Source organism: Treponema putidum (assembly GCF_000755145.1).
Lineage (GTDB): Bacteria > Spirochaetota > Spirochaetia > Treponematales > Treponemataceae > Treponema_B > Treponema_B putidum.
On the sequence record NZ_CP009228.1, the window covers coordinates 1505260 to 1524734 of the forward strand.

A 19475-nucleotide genomic window follows, 5' to 3' on the forward strand; every position below is an offset into this window, starting at 1 on the left:
TATGAAAAAATTAATCTTTTTTATACTGTCGGTTTTTGCCTGTGTGCTATCTTGCACATCAGAGGAGACAAATATGAATACAATATTACAAAATTATACATTGACTGAAAGTGTTCCCAAAACCTATTTTTCTGCTGCAGAAAAATAGGGAACAGTACAGTTGATTGAATATGCTACCCGTGATTATACTCAAGCTTCTCGCCAGGCAATCACCAAAAAAGCATATGTCTATCTTCCATACGGGTATAACGCAAAAGACTCAACAGTAAGATATGACACACTTTTTTATATGCACGGATGGACAGGAGTAGCCGGTGAACTTTTTACGGTGGGTAAGGGTTTTATCAAAAATATGTTCGATGTTATGATTGAAAAAGGCGATATCCAGCCGCTGATCATTGTAGCTGCAACATTTGACAACGAAAATGCCTCTCAAGATTTTACCCGCAGTGTTGAAGAATTGAGCGTGTTCCATAACGATTTTCGCGATGCATTACTGCCTTTTATTGATTCTCACTTTAATACAAACGCATCACGGAATAGCCGGGCATTCAGCGGTTTTTCCCTAGGAGCTGTTACCACATGGTACGAATTTTGTTACAACAACGATCTTATCAAGTGTTTTCTTCCATTAAGCGGCGACTGCTGGATTATGGGTACTTATGGCGGACGGTATCGGCCCAAGGAAACAACTGACTATCTTGAACAAATTGTGCGGGAAAAAAGATATACCGCTTCAGATTATGAAATCTATGCTGCAGTCGGTACACGCGATCCTATCTGGGATCAGGTAAACAACCAGCTGACCGAAATGTTGACCCGCCACACATTCAGCGGCGGCAATGTACGCTACGCCGTCAAACAGGGAGGACGCCACGACTATGAGGCAATCGCCGAATACCTGTACAATGCACTGCCGCTGTATTTTGGAAATTAGCTCATATGGAAAAAGGCTATACCATGTTCTTTATCGATTATATCACAATTATCGTACTGTTTGCAGCTTTTGCACATTACAGTGCAAAACTAATGGTAATAAAAAATAAAACATAAATTGCACATTCACTTCCCGATCCAACAAATGAACTGCGGCTTTATATCGAAAGTAAAGTATCACTCGTTTTCGCTGATATATGCTTCCAACTCGGCATCGTCTTCGGGAAGGTCATCGACAAAGCCCGGATCCATGTGCATTAAAAACCGGTACTGACCGTTTGCATCCCGATATGTAACCGCTTCGCCGTCTTCGGAGCCGTAATACTCGCGAAAGACGGAAAAGCCTTGTTTTTCCAACACGGCTTTTACACGCAAAAAGTTTCTCTCGCGCTTTTCGATATAAGTTTTAAGTTCATTGTTTCCGATTAAGTAGGCATCGACGAGTGTGCATCCTTCAACGGTGTTTGCTTTCCCGTCATCAAAGGCTTCAACCTCAATCGCAATCGCTTCGGCTTCGTCATCGGCAAACGAAAACTTCGATAATGGAAATTTTTTCTTTCCATAAGCTATTTCAACGAGGTCGCCTAAGGCTGCAACATGCAATTTACCTAAGACGCCATACTCATCGCCGGAATACACTTCAAAGCCCGGAATTTTTTCCAAAAAAGATTTTATGTTGGCTTCGGAATCAAAAGCACCGACGAGGTGTTCCCTGCGGCTTTCTATAAATTTTAATAAAAACATTTTTTCTCCTCACGCCGATAAATCTAAAGTTTCTGCATCATACTTTTCTTTTTTGAAAAAATCAATAGATTTTGTATAATTTAATAGCGGAATCGAAAAGCATTGGCATTTTTGTTTCTGCACTATATGTTCTTATAAAAGATGTTTCGCATCTACTCCGCTAGGAATTCTTCTATTGTGTCTACAAGATCGCTAAAATTATTACGAAGATGATTCATCAATAATCGTGTCCGCTTACTGTTATAGGACGGTATGTTTCCTGCCGGCAAAAATAGTTCATAAGGTTCGACTTCAAGTGCTGCTGCAATAGAAGCAATCGTTTCAAATTTACCGACTTTTTTTTGATTTTCAATTTCGCTGATATATGCGCTTGTAATACCGGCCCGCTCAGCTAGACGTTCTTGTGTCAACTTTTTCGATAGCCTAAAGCGCCTGATATTTTCCGAATACAATTGTATCAATTCAATTTCAGTCATATTGTTATTATACAATTACGATTTGTAAGAAAGAATATTCAAATCGTTATAATATTACATCAATAAGCCGATAATATTAGCGATTTGATGTTTTATTGCTAATATTACCAGCTTTTTGCTAAAAATTATTAAAAATACTAAATGGAGAGATTATGCCGTATACCGAAACACCTGAAACAAATGCGCTTAAGCAGCGTATTGAAACCATACTTGCAAAAGAGCCGGATTTTGTAGAACCAGCTGCCGATGAAAAACAAAAGCCGAGATTAAAAATTAACGTGATAAAAGATTGTGCAGAACGCGGTGATATAAAACTGCTCTCACCCTTGCTCAAAGATACTTCTATAAAAAAAGCCTTTTTTACCCCTGTTTTGGACAGTTTTGTTTTTAATACGGCAAGGTTTAAAGAATTTTTGGAATATTCTTCCGCCTGCAATTCATACTCAAAATATCTTGGGCAAAAAATCGGCTTATATATGGGAGACATTCCATTGATCGACCGGAGCGAAGTTGTTTTGAATTTCCCGTTCAAAGATTGCGTACTGGAAGGCGGTCAGCGTAAAGAAGACGGTTTGGACACCTATTTTGAATACGATGACAAAAACCAAGAATACACGGAAAAAACAAGCAAACGCCGAGAGGTGTTTTATAATGAGGTACTCGCCCGTGATGAAATAGACAGCCTTTTTTCTCCGAAAGCATTTTGCAATGCAAAACGCTATGAACAGGGAAAAGTTTCGGCTTGTAAAAAACTAAACCGCGATGCGGAGCTGAACAAAAAACGCGGGCTTCCGGAAGATACCATCACCGACAATTTGATTATCAAAGGAAATAACCTGCTTGCACTTCATTCACTTAAAGAAGAATTTACAGGCAAAGTCAAGCTTATCTACATAGACCCGCCATACAATACAGGAAATGACAGTTTTGCATACAATGATAATTTTAATAGAAGTGCATGGCTGACATTTATGGAAAATAGACTGGAAATTGCAAAAGATTTATTGTCAGATGATGGAGCTCTATATATTCAATTAGATTATCATCAAATTCATTATGCAAAAATTCTAATGGATAATATTTTTGGTGAGAACAATTTTCAACGAGAAATAATTTGGCGTATAGGATGGCTGTCTGGATATAAAACAAAAGATAATAATTGGATTCGAAATCACGATACGATTTTATTCTACTCCAAAAATAGTATGACATTTAAATTTAATAAATACTGTATTCCTAAAAAAGATTTTAAGCGAATCGCAAATTCCGATGTAGAAAGCTATCCAATCGAAGATGTTTGGAATGGAAATGAATATGATGATTTAAACAGCATAGCTATAGTTTCTTTTGCAGGTGAAACAGTTTCAAAACTACTCAACAAAGATGATGATGTAAAAGGACAAAAATCTGAAAAATTATTAGAAAGAATAATAAGGGCTCATACTGTTGAAGATGATATTATATTGGACTTTTTTGGAGGAACTGGTACAACTGCTGCTGCTGCTTTAAAAATGAAACGCAAATTTATTTTGTGTGAGCAAATTGATAAACACCTCGATATTTCTTTACGAAGATTATCGAAAGTTATTGAAGGAGAACAAAGTGGTATTTCCAAACGATACAACTGGCACGGCGGCGGCTCTTTTGTCTACATGGAACTTGCCGAAAAAAATGAACAGGCGCTGCGGCTTATTTCCGCTTGTAAAAATCTTGAAGAACTTATTTCCCTGTTCGATGAACTGTGCAATAAATATTTTTTACACTACAACGTCCGTATAAAGGAATTCCGAGAAGAAGTCAAAACCGATCGCTTTCAATTGCTTTCATTGAAAGAACAAAAAGAAATGTTTTGCCGTATGCTCGATTTAAATCAGTTATATGTCAACGCCGACGACCGGCACGACGATAACTCAGAACTCGGCAGGGAAGACATTGCTATTACGGAAGATTTTTACCGGCTGTGTAGAAGTGATAAGGAAAATAAATAATGCTGGTCGATAAAATTAAAATTCAAAAAGAAATTCTTGACGAAAGCAAATATGCAATTCCTTCATACATTACGGATAATTTAAAATATCCGCTTTATGAGTGGCAGTGCGAAGCTGTGGAAAACTTTCTCGTCAATGAAAAACGACGTTCAGAGTTGCTTAAAAAAGGTGAAACGCTTTTGCCGAATCATCTTATGTTCAATATGGCTACGGGAAGCGGTAAAACGCTCGTTATGGCCGCACTTATTTTGTATTATTACAAGCAAGGGTATCGAAATTTTATCTTTTTTGTCAATCAAAATGCCATTCTCGGAAAAACGCAGGCAAATTTTATCGACACGAAGCATACTAAATACCTGTTTAAAGAAAACATTGTTATCGACGGCAAGCGGGTTGCATTTCGAGAAGTCGATATGTTTTCTCATCTTTGCGATGACATACAGATAAAATTTACGACGATTCAAAAACTGCATAATGATATTTATAAAGAAAGTGAAAACTCTGTATTGCTTTCGGACTTACAAAAGCGCGATGTTATTTTATTTGGGGATGAAGCGCATCACTTAAATGCAAGTACGGCAAAGAAAAAACAAACGACTCTTTCAGATGATATTTCTTTTATCGGGGAATTAAAAGATTCTGCAAAAGAAGACGATATAGAACGTTCGTGGGAACATACTGTTTGTCATTGTATTTTAAACAAAGACGGTAAAAACCAAAACAAAAATAATAACGCTCTTTTGGAATTTACTGCAACGGTTCCGAATACGCCTGAAGTTTTACAAAAGTATGAAGATAAAATAATTATCAAATTTGAATTGAAAGACTTCGTAGAAGCCGGTTGTACAAAACATATCCGCCTTGTTCGATCCAATCTTACATTAAAAGAAAGAATTTTACAGGCATTGTTGTTACATTGGTACCGTTATCGCATTGCGCTAAAAGCTGGAATTCCGAATTTTAAACCGGTTATTCTTTTTAGAAGCAAAACAATTGAAGATTCAAAAACCGATTGCGGAAAGTTTATTGAATTATGCAAATCAGTAACAGCTTCCGACTTTAATTTTATTCATAATCTTTCAAAAATAACTATGCCGGCTGATGATGAAATTCCGTCATTATATACCGTTGACGGCAATATCTTTGAGCGGATTTTGGTATATCTAAAAGAGAATGAATATTCTTTTGAAAATATTGTTGATTATATCCGTGAAAATTTTCAAGAGCGTACTATCATCATTACAAATAGTAAGACAAATACCACCAAAAAAGAAAAAACGGATTCCGAAATTGACCGGCTTTTAAACAGTCTTGAAGATTATGATAATCATATTAGAGCAATTTTTACCGTACAGCGCCTTACCGAAGGCTGGGATGTACTGAACCTATACGACATTGTTCGATTGTACACGGGACGCGATACGGATACCAAAACACACAAGGCCGGCACAAGCACGACGAGCGAAGTTCAACTTATAGGGCGAGGAGTGCGCTATTATCCGTTTGTACATAAAGATATGCCAGTTAACCGCCGTAAGTTCGATGATGATATCCGAAATGAGCTGCGTATTTTGGAAGAATTCTATTTTCATTCCGATGAAGATCACCGCTATATCAATGAGTTATCGAATGAGCTTAAAAATAAAGGATTGATGACGGAAAAACGGACACAAAAGAAATTTTCTGTAAAACAGGAACAACAAAAAATTCTGCGCGGAATGTATTTATTTGTAAATGACAGGATTGAAAACCCTGCACGTAGACTAAAAAAACTCCCGGATGATTTTCAAAATCTTCCGCTGTTTGAGTATAGAATCATTATAAGTGCATATTCTGAAATACGGACAGTTGATTTTCAAAAAGAAGATATATATATTGCGGCTGAAAGCGGTCAATTAAAAACAGAAATCCTAAAATTTTCCGATATTCCGATTCATATAAAATATAAAGCGGTTCATCGCCTTAATGCAAATGCCGCTTCCTACTATAACTTTGAAAATATACTCCAACGATTTAATGTGCAAAGTATGGAAGAGTTTTTTGATTTTATAAAAGATGTAAAAATTATGCTTACACACGATGCCGACGAATATGCAAATATTCCGAATAAAAAAATGCTGGAAATGTGTGAAAAATTTTTTGCTTATCTGCAAAGTGAATTGAAAAAATTTGATAATCCGTATAAAGGAACTGATTTCCGGTTGGTAAAATTTTCCAATATGTTTTCGTTCGAGCCGGAAAAAGGGAAGTTATGTTTTACTAAAGAAAAACTCATTTCCATCGATGAACAGGCACCGGAAACACAGGAAAACAAGAAATTGGAAAAAGATTTACAAGCCGCAGATTGGTATGCGCTTGATGCGTTTTGGGGTACAAGCGAAGAACGTAACTTAATTCAATTTATAAAAGACAGAAAATCAAATTTACTTACCAATTACGATTCTTTTCAGTTGCTCCGAAATGAAGAAGTATATAAGATTTTTGACTTTGATACCGGCCGCGGCTTTCAACCGGATTTTTTATTATTTCTGCATGGAAAAGCCGGCAATGCTAATGCATACTATCAAGTCTTTATTGAACCGAAAGGCAGGTTTCTTGCAGGAGACGATAGCGATGGTTGGAAACAAAATTTCCTGGAAGAGATCGCTAAACGCTACGGGAAAGAGCATGCCGTTATAGAACGTAACAGTTCTTATGTGCTAATTGGTTTACCGTTTTTTAATAGCAACGATGAAAAATTGAAATCAGAATTTTTGAAAGCTTTTGAAAAAACAATCCTTGCCCGTCATTAGAAAAAAGGCTATAACATGTTCTTTACCGATTATACCACAATCATTGTACTGTTTGCGACGGCTGCACATTACTGTGCAAAACTGATGACAAGGAAAAACTAACATTTCTGATTCAATTATCACATTTTGTTTTCTCGATAAGTTGGTATGGAAATTGAGCTCGCCTATTATCACACCGCTATGAAGAATGCTTTATGTCGATTATGCCTCATGTTTGTTGCAGCGCATCCAACCAAGCTAAATAGTCCCTTGCGCTCCGCTCTACCTCTTGCCGTGCAGCTTCGCTATATCCCGCGTTGCTGTCTATTGTATGGAAAGTGAACGGCGGGCGGTAGTCTGCATTGCAGTATTTCGCTGTCAGTTCAAACGGACGCAGTACTTCGGTAACGCTGCATCCGACAGCACCATCTGCGCGGTAGTCTGCGACCGGTGCACCGAACGAGACGGCAAGCGCAATTTTTCTGCCCTTAAGTGCCTTGCCTTTCGAGCCATAAGTCAGCACTTCATCTAACCACTGCTTCAGTAACGGCGGACAATTAAACCAGTATATGGGAAATTGCCACACAAGTGAATCGTGCGTTTCTATCAATTTTTGTTCAGCCGCTACATCAATCTTGCCTTGAGGATAGACAGCGTACAGTTCGTGAACAGTAAAGCGATCGGTATGTTGCCGCACTGCATCCGACCAGTGTTTATGAACGGTAGATTGAGAAATATTAGGGTGAGCAAGAATAATCAGGGTTTTCGGCATTGTAAATTTCTTGAATGAGTTATATCGAGAGTATACCATAAAAGATAAAAATGTTCTATACTGAGGGACAGGTAGTAAAATGAAACTTTTAATTTACGGTGCGGGCGTAATCGGCAATTTGTATGCCGCTGCGTTCGCCGAAGTAGGCTATGACACAACCGTGTACGCAAGAGGGAAAAAACTTGAAACGCTGAAAACCCGCGGCTTGCTGTATGAGAAAAACGGCAAACAGTATAAAGCAAAGGTTAAGGTTATCGCTACATTGAAAAATGATGATATCTATGATTTTATCTTTTTGACGGTAAAAGAAAATCAAGTGCATACGGCGCTTGAAGAACTCCGGCCGAACGGCAGCCCGAACATCGTTACAATGGTCAATACGCTTGAACCCTACACCGACTGGGAGAACCTGTGCGGAGAAGGGCGCATTGTTCCCGCGTTTCCGGGGGCGGGCGGCAGCTATGAAGACGGCGTGCTGAAAGCGGACTTTACGCCGCCTCTTATTCAGGCGACGACATTTGCCGAAATCGGCGGGAACACATCGGAGCGGCTTAAAAAACTAGCGGCTCTTTTTAAGACGGCGGGCGTGCCGTACCGAATCGTAAAAGACATGCACGGCTGGCAGTTGAATCACTTGGCTCTGGTTATTCCGATTGCCGATGCGTATTATAAAGCCGAAAATCCGGAAGAAGTTTGGAAAGAAGCGGACATTATGAACGATACGGCACGGCAAATAAAAAACAATTTTCAAAAATTGTATCGTTCGGGAGTAAAACTTTCGCCGCCGAAAATGCATCTTTTGAGACTGCTGCCGGCTCCGGTTCTGCAAGCCATTTTTACTCAAGTTTTTAAAAGCCGCTTCGGAAATTTATTTATGTACCGGCACTCGATGAAAGCGCCCGACGAAATGCGATCTCTGCACTCGCAGTTGTATCAATACCTTGCCGCAATTCCGACGAACAATAATCAGCATGGAATGAGACTCATCTGTATCGGCAAAAATTCCGGCTGCGGAAATAGAAAAAAGCGCAACAACCAGCCCGGTCATAGTGAAAAAATCGACTGAGATCCGTTTTTAAGTTATATTTTAGTATTCAATTATTTCAGGAAAAATTATTTTCCCTGAAATATTTATGCAAATTCTTAGAATATCTTTTGTTTTTTTTACTTGATAATTACGTGCCGCAATATATCCCGTCTTGGAATCTTTTATATCTTCCGTAACATCAAATATTAATAAATTTGACATCGCATATTTATACGGTTGATTTAAAACTTTATTTGTTGTTACGGGAGAATGCACAATATAGTAGTTTACGTCTTTAAAAGGAGATTCATTTTTAAAAAGCATATCGAAATTAGATACATACGGTGTAACCGTTGCTTTAAATTTAGTAAAACCGATAAAACTGTTTATTTTATAAATAACATATGTCTCTGCAACTTCAGAATATGTCTTTGCTTTGTAACCGACTGTTGATATATATATCTTTTCATCGGTAAGAGAAAACGAAGGATTTACATTAATTATTATTTGTTTCAGTTCATCGCTTTCGATTATCCGGTTTTTATTCAAATCACAAAAACCGTAGCAAAACAGTTTGTCGAACGATTTACTGTTATCTGTCTCCGCGAAACCTTTTATTTTGAGAGAAAAACTTGTACTTTCGGTATTTTCCTTTGGAAATAAATAATTATTTACTAAATCCGAATTAAAATACAAAATCTTCGGTTCCGTTTTATCCATAATTATCATATTTCCGACCGAAAAAGGAGTTTCATCTATTTCTTTTCCAATATATTGCCGGGGCTGTAATTTCTCTCTTGAAAGAATTATATGAATGCCTTTGATGGGTTCTTTTGCTTCTACAATAAAATTAAAGTTTTCTCCTACGGAATATTCATTTTCTGAAACCGAAAACTCCTCATCTAATTTCATTAAATACGAATTTTTAACATCGGCATTTTCAACACGCCCCAAGCTCATGCAAGAACATAATAAGGCGCAAAATACATTGAATAAAATTAACGACCTTTTCATTCTTTTTCTCCAATCGGCGGCCGCGTTTATTTACCGTATTTTCTTTCTATAGCGGAAAGGGTGTCGACCCGTTCCGTGTAAACTCCGCCTTCAAAGCGGGCATCGAGAAAGGCGTCGACAATCATTTTTGCTTCTTCGGGTCCGACGATGCATACGCCCATGGCGACAGCGTTTATGTCGCTGTGTTCGACGGCGAGCTTTGCCGTACACGGTTCGCTGCACGCCGCAGCCCTCACGCCCGGAACCTTGTTTGCGGCAAGAGAAATGCCGACGCCCGATCCGCACACCATCACACCCTTTTCAACTTCGCGCGATTTAATCGCTTCGGCAACCTTTAAGCCGAATTCGGCATAGTTTGCCGGAACCTTCGAATCCGCCGCACCGTAATCAACGCATTCGTATCCTTTATTGCGAACGTGTTCCATTAAAATATGTTTTAATGCGACTCCCGAATGATCGCTCCCGAATCCGATTTTCATATGCGCACTCCCTTTATATAAAAATATAGGGCACTTATAAAAACCTATTTTTTTAGCACCCATAATTATTTTAGTAGTTTTTTTATAAATTGTCTAGTGTAAAAGCCGGGTTACTTTCTCCGCCTTTCATAACAATCTTTTTGCGATAATTTTGCCTTATTTTGTTCTTCTTGCAATTGTTAAGGTTCGTGAATTCTTCTGCAAATCCCCTTGCCTAAACGTATGCATTTCAGTATTTTTTAAAAGGAGGTAATCCTATGGACGGAAAGAAACGCAAAGTTACCGTTGTGGGAGCAGGTGCGGTCGGTTCAACCTTTGCCTACGCATTGGCTCAAAGCGGTTATGCGGACGAAATAGCAATAACCGATATGAATAAAAATTTTGCCGAAGGACAAGCGCTCGACCTTGTGCAGGGTCTGCCTTTTTTGCCGCAAGTCGACATACACGCGGGCGATAAAACCGATTATGCCGACAGCGACATCGTTGTGGTTACGGCGGGAGCAAAACAACAGAGCGGAGAAACTCGCATAGATTTGCTGAAACGCAATGCGTCCATTATCACCGGCATTGCAAAGGACATCGCGGAAAGCGGCTGCAGCGGCGTTATGCTGATTGTGAGCAATCCCGTCGATATTTTAACGCGGGCAGCGCTCAAGGCTTCAGGATGGGAGCGCGGAAGAGTTATCGGTTCCGGTACGGTTTTGGACACTGCACGTTTCCGCTACACTCTTAGCAAAGAGTGCGGTGTCGATGCGCGCAACATTCACGGTTATATTTTGGGAGAACACGGCGACAGCGAATTTGCGGCTTGGTCGATGACATCCGTTGCAGGACGGCGCATCGACGAATATTGTTCAGGCGGCACATGCAGCTCAGGCCCGCACTTTGATAAAGCAAAAATTTTGGAAGAAGTACGGAATTCCGCTTACCACATTATCGACTACAAAGGTTCTACTTATTTTGCCGTCGGCTTAGCCCTTACGAGAATAGCCGGCGCCATTTTGCGCAACGAGCACAGCATTTTGTCCGTTTCGATGACGCTGGACGGAGAGTTCGGACTTAAAGACGTATGCTTGAGCGTTCCCTGCATTGTCGGGCGCAACGGTGCGGAACGGGTTATAGAAAGCGATCTTCCCGCTGATGAACAGGAAGCGTTGGAAGCAAGCGCAAAACGGCTTAAAGAAGCTTTTACCGAGATGAATTAACCAAAACTACTTTTTACCGAGAATTTCGTTTATTACAATTATTCTGCATTTAAAGTTGAACTGAACGGACGGTACTACACCGCACATTTTAAATTACTGCAACGGGATTTTTTTTGTACCGCACGAGTACCATCTGTACATTATTACTGAGGCAAGCACAAACGATAAAAAATCGGCAGCCGGCTGCAATAGGTAAATGCCGGTTTTTCCATAGAGGGCAGGCAGAAGATATAAAAGCGGAATGTAAAAGAGTCCCTGCCGTGAAACGGAAATGAGAAGGGCTGAAAAATAATTGCCGATATTCTGCATAAACATACTGCTTACGGCAAAAAAGCCTAAAAGCGGCAGCGAAAAGCATTGCATTTTCAGTATACTGATTCCGGTAGACACAACTTCACCATCGTTAGACATAAGCCCGATACATTGTTCGGCAAAGAAGAATAAGATTATTGCGGAAACTGTTAAAAAAATTGTGCCGGCTGCAACGGTAATTATAAAAGCTTTTTTTACTCTTGAGTATTGTTTTGCGCCGTAATTCATAGCACAAATAGGCTGAAAGCCTTGTCCCCAGCCGATCATAATCATAAAAGCCAATGCTGCAATTCTTGAACTTACCGTTAAAGCCGCTATCATACTTTCTCCGTAGCGTGCTGCCGTAACATTGAGTAAAACCAATGCGGCAGAGTTAATTGCCTGCCGCGAAAAATTAGGAAGTCCGCCTGCAAGAATATGATAAATACGATTTTTATTGCAGTGAGCTTTTTTTACACTGATTGGAATATTCCCGTGTCTTTTTGCTAAGAACGTCAGGGTGATGCATCCGATAATCTGGCCGATTAGCGTTGCATAGCCTGCGCCGATAAATCCTATTTTAAGCGGAAACATCAACAGCGGATCCAAAATCATATTGCTGAGCATTCCGGAAAGCAAGCCTATCATTCCGTCCCGTACATTTCCGCAAAGGCGCAGCTGATTATAAACCGTTATGGAATATAAGCCGAACGGAACGCTGATGATGATAATGCTTAAGTACTGTACGGTAAAGGCGAGTACGTCTTCAGATGCACTTCCGCCTATGAGGTTTGAAAGAGGCACAATAAAAATGCGTGCTGCAATTGCTATCACAATGCCTGTTATGGTTGCAATGACAATTCCTATCGACGAAATGATTTCCGCTTCCCGATAGTTTTTTTCTCCGATTTTTTTTGACATAGCATTGCCGCTGCCGTAGCCGAACCAAAAACCTATCGCTTGAATAATGCTCACAAAACTGAACACAATACCGATTGCAGCAATCATTGCTCTGTTATGCAGGCGTCCGACAAAAAAGGTATCGGTCAAATTATATATAACGCTTATCAACATGCCGATGATTGTCGGGATTGATGTTTTGACCAACAACGGAAAAATCGGTTTGGTTAGAATATTGAACCGTCTTTGCTCTTTTGAATCCATCTTAAGCGCTCCTCACTTCACCCTTGTTTCCGTCAACCGTAATCATGTCGCCGTCCTTAAATCGTGCAGTGGCAAACCCTACACCCAGTACCGCCGGTATGGCAAATTCCCGTGCAACAATTGCCGCATGACTGAGAGCGGAACCGGTGTCTGCGACGACAGCACTTGCAAGTTTAAAAAGAGGTGTCCATTCAGGATCGGTAAGCCGGCAGACAAGGACATCGCCTTTTTGCATCTTATAAAATTCTTTCGGACTGAGGATAATGCGCACCTTTCCTACAACAGTTCCCGGGCTTCCGCTTACCCCTTTCAGTACATCACCTGTCGAATCAAATATCAATAATTTTGAGGCTTCCCACACTTTTTCCGCAAGCGGAAATTTTTCATTCCGTTTGGTAATCTTTTCTTTATAGGCATCGGTTAGCCGTCCCGCTTTCAACACTTCCATTAATTCACGGTGAAAAAGATTTGCAATTCCGTGCTTATAGTCTTCACTTTTTAATAAAAGAATGTTTATCCGCTTTACACACTGTCTGACATAATAAAAGAGAGTTTCCCACAGATACTGCGTTTCTTCCCGGACAACATGAAAATACCTAAAGTTTTGTACATCGTGTTCTATGCGCGGATATTTAGACCCGTAGATACGCTTTAATTTCTGCATTAATTCCGCATAATTTTTATTCTTGTCATTATAAGAATTCTGATTGAAATTCCGCTCATCTGCGTTTAAGAGCGGGCGGATAATATTAACGAGTCTGTCGGGATCTTCGATAAACGTTTGAGCTTCAATACAATAGCAGTTGTAGTCCGACTTAAAACCGTTGCGGTTTATAAAATCATCTGCAAGCTGTTTAAATTCGGGAAAAGCGGCGCACAAAGAAGTGAATTTTTCTCCGGATAGTACGGCTTCGGTTAGGGCGGAGTTTTTCTTTATCGTATCCGCCATGAGTGAAATCTCGTTTGTAACAAGGGCCGTTTTATTGTTGAGTTCCCAATAAAAATCAAATGCGGAACAGTTCTTATCGACGCGCTGTATTATTCTTGTGAATTTTTTACTCATCAAAAAAGACGGAAATAGTGCGTATTTAAATCTGTTATACGCAATCTGTTGTACAAGCTCATAACTTTGTTCCATAAATGCACTGCATTCCGGTAAAGTCATGTTTTTAAAATCCAGCCTTTTAATGCGTTCTATTTCTTGTTCATACTGAGTCATAAATTTTTTACATACTTCGGAACAATAGTCAAAATCTTTGAGCATTCGTATTATTTTAAAGATATGAACTATATTCGGCGTCAAGCCGTTTTTATTGTCCGGAAGTGTTTGAATCCCGTCATCATCAATTGCCGGATTTGAATTAACAACAATACCGCCTTCTGCAAATATCCGTGCTTTTTGATTATTAATTGCTGTCATATAGTCAAAATCGAGTGCCCGATATGCAAAGGGCATTTTCTCAAACAGGAATGCCATGTTTTCTTTTATCATTTTTGGTAACGGTCTTTTTTTAATATATTTTTGAATGAGCTTTTTATCATCAGCGTTCTTTAAGGCCGTTATTGCGCGTGCCTGTAAGATATATATTTTGTCATGATAGATAGCCCATTCAATATCCATCGGCATACCGTAGTGCTTTTCTATTTTTAATCCGGCATTCACAAGACCTGCAATTTCAGTATCATTTAATGCCCTCTGCATTCTTTTTGTTTCGCTTACAGGTTCTTCCTTTGTATTTTTATCGCCATAGACGATTAGCGTTTCTTTACTGCCGATACTTACTTCGATTATATCGCCCGCCTTATTTACGATATAACCGTCTGCCGTTACCCGTCCTGAAACAACACTTTCACCTAATCCGTAACTTGCGTTGATCAGCATTTCATCTTTATTGCGTGTTACCGGATTGAGCGTAAAAAGAACGCCCGCTTTTTCGCTTTCTACCATTTCTTGAATAACGACGGCAATGGCAACAGTGTTTTGATTATAGCCTTGATTACAGCGATAACTTACCGCTCTATCGCCCCAAAGAGAAGCATAGCAGTTGCGTATTTGAATCAGAACATCCTCTATCCCCTGCACGTTCAAATAGGTTTCCTGCTGACCTGCAAAACTTGCATCGGGTAAATCTTCCGCCGTTGCCGATGAGCGTACCGCAACTCTTGCGGCTTTTCCAAGTTCCGAATATTTTTGCCGTATCTCGTTTTCCAGTTGAGCGGGAAAATGCCCTGCTCTAATTCTTTTACGGAATTCTCCCGCTGCGGATAACAAAGCCTTTTCATCCGCTTGCTCTTCATTAAGATTACTCGAAATAATTTCGTCAATCCGATTTTCTTTTAAAAATTCTCGATAGGCATCTGCGGTGATGACAAATCCTTTAGGTACATTTATTCCCGCAGCGGTCATCTCTCCGAGGTTCGCTCCTTTACCGCCGGCTATTAACACATCGTCTTTATGTATTTGAGTAAAATCAAGTATCTTCATTGTATTTCTCTCCTTCTGCTACACTTCTATATATTTATCTACAATTGCGGATATAAATGTTCGCAGCACATCGTTAAAATACGCCGTATCAAATTGATAATAATGCGAACATAATAAAAAACTTCCGGTAAGCGCATTCAATAAGCCTTTTTTATCCGCCCGTTTAATTACGCCGTTTTGTTCCCAATATTGTATAAGCCTTGTTAAAAAATCATCATACAGACTTTCAATCCTATGTACTTCGCTTCGGTCTTTTGCTTCAAATACCTTAAACGCATCTTTATAGATAGGCTGCTTTTGAATTTTAGTCATAAGATCAATCAAAAATTGATATATTATGTCGGTAAGAAATTCCGCCGGATTTGCAAGCGAAGATGAAAATTTCTTTTCAACAGTGCGTAATTTTTGAACCGAGCGATACGCAAAGAGTTCCATAACCAATGCATCTTTATTCCGCCAAAAATTATAAAAGCTCCCCTGTGCAATGCCGGCACGTTTTGTCAATTCCGCTATATTCAAAGACTTTGTTCCTTTATCGTGAAACAAATCCAGTGCAGCTTCCAGTATTTTTTCTTTTATTTTGATCCGTTCTTGTTCGGTAAAAGCTTTGGCCATCATCCGCTCCTTAACACATCTTCCTTACACCGCAATGAATATTTGTTTATTCATTCATTGCTAGTATAGCAAAAAAGTGCAGCCTTGTCAATGAATATTTTATAATTTATTCATAGATTTTTACATGAGTAAATACGGTACTTGACTTTATAACCTTTTTTGTTTTACTATAGCAGGCATGAAAAAAAATATAAGCATTATTTTATTTATTTTTATAAGTTCTCTTTGTTTTTCTCAAAATATTACTACTGCAGGGGACTTTTTTTCTTCAGTATCGGATAGATACGCTCAAATACAGGACTATATTGTCGACATGAATATAGCAGTCGGGACTTCAAAACAGCAGGCTACGGCGATGTTCAAAAGACCGGATAAACTTCGATTGGACTTTAAATCACCTGCAGAACAATGTATTGTTTTTAACGGAAATACTCTTTCAATTTACCTGCCTCAATATAGAACAATTCTAACTCAGGATGTTGAACAAAGCTCCGCCGGAGGTTCATCTTTAGCTACACCCCAAGGTCTGTCTCTCATTAAAAGAGGGTACACAATTCAATATGAGGCTACCTCAGCTCCACAGCCGCTGGAGGAAGGTTCGTCGGAAAACGTTATTATTTTGCTTATGAACCGAAAATCTGCAACGGAAGCGTTTAAAACCCTGCGTGTTATGATTTATCCTGACGGTAAATTGATACGCCGAATTGAAGCTGTTCCCGTTTCCGGAGGTAAAATCATATTCGATTTTTATAATTACAGAATAAATACCGGAGTGGGAAGCAGAAACTTTGTGTTTGATGCTCCTTCTACTGCAAAGACTTTTAATGATTTTCTTTTTATCGATTAATTTGGGAGATAAATGATGAATGAAATCGGAAAACTACTTACCGAAACAAGAATAAAACGCGATCTTGAACTTGATCAGGTTGCTCGAGAAACAAATATAGCTAAAAGATATTTAGAAGCCTTGGAACAGGATGATTATAGTGTTTTTCCGGCTGAGCCCTATGTTTTGGGTTTTTTGAGGAATTATTGTGAATATTTAGACCTTGATCCCGAGGAAATGATAAATCTTTATAAGCAAATTAAGATACAGGAGAGCTCCTTGCCTCCCGATGCCTTGCTGCAAAAAAGAAGCTTTTCGTTTTCTAGGCCTCTTTTGATAGGCTTGGGCGTATTGGCTGCCATTGCACTGATGGCCGTACTTGTATTTTTTGCTTTAAAAAGCTGGATTCCGGCTATAAGGAATAGAAAACAACAAGAAAATTCAAAAATAGAAAGAATCGAAAAACGGGAAGCAAAAATTTATGAACTAGGGGAATCAAAGTTTGAAGAAAGAGTATTTGAGCAAGATTCTTTAAAGTTAAGAATAGAAGACCGAGAATATACAATTGAGGTAGAAAAAATAAGTCCAAGGTTAAATTTAAAGACTAATGCAGGAACTCAAGTAATAAGCTTAGGACAAACAGTAAAAATAGATCTCAATGATGACTTAACCGCAGATATTGAGATTACTGTAGAAGATATAGATAAAAATAACTCGGAAGTAGGGGCTCTTATATCAGTATTGACAGGAAGTAATGTTTCGGAAGGAGCTCCGACGGTAGAAAGCGATGTAGTTGTGTCGGACTCGGAATCTGCTGTTTCCTCAGCTTCAAAGGTGCTTTTTGAGAGCGGCTCAGCCTACCCTGTGGTCTTAAATGCTACTTTTAGAGGCTACTGTTTATTTAGGCATGAGGCGGATAAAGCTAATCGGGAAGAAAGATATTACCAAAAAGCCGAACAGCTTACCGTTCAAGCCAATAACGGCTTAAGGATTTGGGCATCCAACGGGAATGCAGTAAAACTCCAAGTAGTTGCAGGAGGAAAAACCGTTGATTTGGAAGTAAGCCGTCCCGGAGAAGTTATAGTCAAAGACTTAAAATGGATACGGGATGATCAAACCAAGCGGTTTAAATTCATAGTCGTAGACGTTGATTAAAATAGATGCTTCAAAAGAAATTTTTTATGGATTTGCACGGCTGTGCAAAGAACCAAGTTGATGCTGAAATTCTAATCGGTATAATGGAAAATCTATCATGGCAAAACACCTCCAATCCCGATGAGGCTGATCTTATTATAGTCAATTCATGCGGATTTATTAATTCTGCAAAAGAAGAATCGATAAATGCCGTTTTACAGGCCAAGACAGCCCATCCTAACGCTAAAATTCTACTAGCCGGATGTCTTGCGGAGCGTTATGCCGATGTTCTTAAAAACGATTTACCTGAAGCTGATGCAATCTTCGGTAACGGCAATCTTTCACTTTTGCCCGAAATAATAGATGCCTTATTTCCTAAAAAGCCGTTATGTGAAAAAAGTCTTTTAATGCCCATTGAGAAACGTCCCGTAATGCCCCTTTCACGGCTCCTTATTTCTCCTCAAATAGGCATATGCGGAGGGGCAAGACCTAAAATACTCAACTTTCCGCGTTCCGTATATATAAAAATAACCGAAGGCTGTGACAACTTTTGCAGTTTTTGTGCCATCCCCATTATTCGCGGAAGATTAAGAAGCCGTCCTATAAAAGATATCTGCGATGAAATAAAGGCATTTTTAGAAAAAGGCTTTTATGAATTTAACCTGATAGGGCAAGACTTAGCCGCCTATCAGACAGGAAAAGATGATATACAAGAACTTCAAGACAACGAAAGATCCGGCTTGTCCTTGCTTTTAAAATCAATCTCTCAAATAGAAGGTAATTTTAAAATTCGCCTGCTTTATATCCATCCTGATCATTTTCCGCTTGATATTCTCCCTATAATGACGGCGGATAGCAGATTTTTACCTTATTTTGACATTCCATTTCAGTCGGGCTCGGAAAAGATAATAAAAGCTATGAACCGAAAAGGTTCTGCCGAGGTTTACCTTGATACCGTAAAGAATATACGGTCAGCTTTTGAAAAGGCAAAAAGTCCTTACGGTGAACCCCAAATACGTACAACTTTTTTGGTAGGTTTCCCCGGAGAAACGGATGAAGACCTCAATCAAACAGTCGCCTTTTTAAGAAAATTACGGCCCCTTTGGTCGGGCGGTTTTACATACTCCCGAGAAGAGGATACGCCTTCATATTCTTTTAAAGGCCGCGTCGAAAAAAAAACGGCAGAAGCCCGTCTTGCTGCAATACAAGATGTCCAAAGTTCAATAACCGAAAAAAAACTCGATTCTTTTATAGGAAAAGAAATAGAAGTTCTTGTAGAAGAACTCATTCCAGCAGAGGATAAAATACTTTTAGCTCTCGGCAGGGCATGGTTCCAAGCTCCGGAAGTGGATGGCGCCGTTGTTTTAAGTTTTCTCTTGGACCAAAAAGATACGGATGAAAATCGGATTGCCCCCGGCTCTATTGTAAAAGCAAAGGTCTCGGCAAGAAACGGTTTTGATTTGGAAGCCGCAGCTCTATAAAATCCGTTTTTTGTCGGTTCAAAATCTTATCTATAAAAAGTGCAATATTTATAAAGTCTCAAGAAAA

Annotated in this window: 17 protein-coding genes; 9 read left to right on the forward strand and 8 right to left on the reverse strand. The window is 39.3% G+C overall.

Annotation, left to right across the window (positions count from 1 at the left end):
• Position 1: 1 nt before the first annotated feature.
• Together JO40_RS14650 and JO40_RS13160 are read left to right on the forward strand one after the other, a co-directional pair.
• Positions 2–148 (forward strand): hypothetical protein, encoded by a 147-nt coding sequence (locus JO40_RS14650; RefSeq protein ID WP_245608774.1) that lies wholly within the window; start codon positions 2–4, stop codon positions 146–148.
• A gap of 12 nt (positions 149–160) precedes the next feature.
• The gene (locus JO40_RS13160) at positions 161–937 is read left to right on the forward strand and encodes an alpha/beta hydrolase (RefSeq protein WP_245608775.1); all 777 of its coding nucleotides are present in this window, start codon (positions 161–163) and stop codon (positions 935–937) included.
• 176 nt (positions 938–1113) lie between these two features.
• On the opposite strand, the gene JO40_RS06810 is transcribed toward JO40_RS13160, so the two are convergent.
• Together JO40_RS06810 and JO40_RS06815 are read right to left on the reverse strand one after the other, a co-directional pair.
• A complete protein-coding gene (locus tag JO40_RS06810) occupies positions 1114–1680 on the reverse strand; it encodes a hypothetical protein (RefSeq protein ID WP_044978683.1) in 567 nt (188 codons plus the stop codon).
• A gap of 152 nt (positions 1681–1832) precedes the next feature.
• Entirely contained in the window at positions 1833–2156 is a 324-nt protein-coding gene (locus JO40_RS06815) for a helix-turn-helix domain-containing protein (protein ID WP_044978684.1), read from the reverse strand.
• Positions 2157–2308: 152 nt separating this feature from the next.
• On the opposite strand from JO40_RS06815, the gene JO40_RS06820 reads away from it, so the two are divergent.
• The gene (locus JO40_RS06820) at positions 2309–4144 is read left to right on the forward strand and encodes a site-specific DNA-methyltransferase (RefSeq protein ID WP_044978685.1); all 1836 of its coding nucleotides are present in this window, start codon (positions 2309–2311) and stop codon (positions 4142–4144) included.
• On the forward strand, positions 4144–6936 hold the full coding sequence (locus tag JO40_RS06825; protein ID WP_044978686.1) for a DEAD/DEAH box helicase family protein: 2793 nt from the start codon (positions 4144–4146) through the stop codon (positions 6934–6936). The genes JO40_RS06820 and JO40_RS06825 overlap by 1 nt, the downstream gene beginning before the upstream one ends.
• Positions 6937–7144: 208 nt before the next feature.
• On the opposite strand, the gene JO40_RS06830 is transcribed toward JO40_RS06825, so the two are convergent.
• The gene (locus JO40_RS06830) at positions 7145–7687 is read right to left on the reverse strand and encodes an NAD(P)H-dependent oxidoreductase (protein WP_044978687.1); all 543 of its coding nucleotides are present in this window, start codon (positions 7685–7687) and stop codon (positions 7145–7147) included.
• A gap of 79 nt (positions 7688–7766) precedes the next feature.
• Between JO40_RS06830 and JO40_RS06835 the strand changes: the two genes are divergently transcribed.
• On the forward strand, positions 7767–8753 hold the full coding sequence (locus tag JO40_RS06835) for a ketopantoate reductase family protein (RefSeq protein WP_245608776.1): 987 nt from the start codon (positions 7767–7769) through the stop codon (positions 8751–8753).
• Between the two features lie 21 nt (positions 8754–8774).
• On the opposite strand, the gene JO40_RS06840 is transcribed toward JO40_RS06835, so the two are convergent.
• Complete coding sequence (locus tag JO40_RS06840) at positions 8775–9728, reverse strand: hypothetical protein (protein ID WP_044978688.1); 954 nt, start codon at positions 9726–9728, stop codon at positions 8775–8777.
• A 26-nt stretch (positions 9729–9754) separates the two neighbouring features.
• The gene (locus tag JO40_RS06845) at positions 9755–10207 is read right to left on the reverse strand and encodes an RpiB/LacA/LacB family sugar-phosphate isomerase (RefSeq protein ID WP_002676697.1); all 453 of its coding nucleotides are present in this window, start codon (positions 10205–10207) and stop codon (positions 9755–9757) included.
• Between the two features lie 257 nt (positions 10208–10464).
• Here JO40_RS06845 and JO40_RS06850 point away from each other — a divergent pair, with 257 nt between their 5' ends.
• Positions 10465–11412: an L-lactate dehydrogenase gene (locus JO40_RS06850; RefSeq protein ID WP_044978689.1), complete on the forward strand. Its 948-nt coding sequence runs from the start codon at positions 10465–10467 to the stop codon at positions 11410–11412.
• Between the two features lie 93 nt (positions 11413–11505).
• On the opposite strand, the gene JO40_RS06855 is transcribed toward JO40_RS06850, so the two are convergent.
• From JO40_RS06855 to JO40_RS06865, 3 genes are read right to left on the reverse strand one after another with little or no spacing between them, the layout of a single operon-like run.
• A complete protein-coding gene (locus tag JO40_RS06855; protein ID WP_044978690.1) occupies positions 11506–12867 on the reverse strand; it encodes an MATE family efflux transporter in 1362 nt (453 codons plus the stop codon).
• A gap of 1 nt (position 12868) precedes the next feature.
• Positions 12869–15352 (reverse strand): PEP/pyruvate-binding domain-containing protein, encoded by a 2484-nt coding sequence (locus tag JO40_RS06860; RefSeq protein ID WP_044978691.1) that lies wholly within the window; start codon positions 15350–15352, stop codon positions 12869–12871.
• An 18-nt stretch (positions 15353–15370) separates the two neighbouring features.
• The gene (locus JO40_RS06865) at positions 15371–15967 is read right to left on the reverse strand and encodes a TetR/AcrR family transcriptional regulator (RefSeq protein ID WP_044978692.1); all 597 of its coding nucleotides are present in this window, start codon (positions 15965–15967) and stop codon (positions 15371–15373) included.
• A gap of 178 nt (positions 15968–16145) precedes the next feature.
• Here JO40_RS06865 and JO40_RS06870 point away from each other — a divergent pair, with 178 nt between their 5' ends.
• Genes JO40_RS06870 through JO40_RS06880 form a run of 3 tightly spaced genes read left to right on the forward strand, consistent with a single transcriptional unit; the run spans position 16146 to position 19408 of the window.
• Entirely contained in the window at positions 16146–16814 is a 669-nt protein-coding gene (locus JO40_RS06870) for a LolA family protein (protein WP_044978693.1), read from the forward strand.
• A 15-nt stretch (positions 16815–16829) separates the two neighbouring features.
• The gene (locus tag JO40_RS06875; protein ID WP_044978694.1) at positions 16830–17948 is read left to right on the forward strand and encodes a helix-turn-helix domain-containing protein; all 1119 of its coding nucleotides are present in this window, start codon (positions 16830–16832) and stop codon (positions 17946–17948) included.
• A gap of 26 nt (positions 17949–17974) precedes the next feature.
• Positions 17975–19408: a MiaB/RimO family radical SAM methylthiotransferase gene (locus tag JO40_RS06880; protein WP_144242339.1), complete on the forward strand. Its 1434-nt coding sequence runs from the start codon at positions 17975–17977 to the stop codon at positions 19406–19408.
• The last annotated feature ends 67 nt before the right edge of the window (positions 19409–19475 follow it).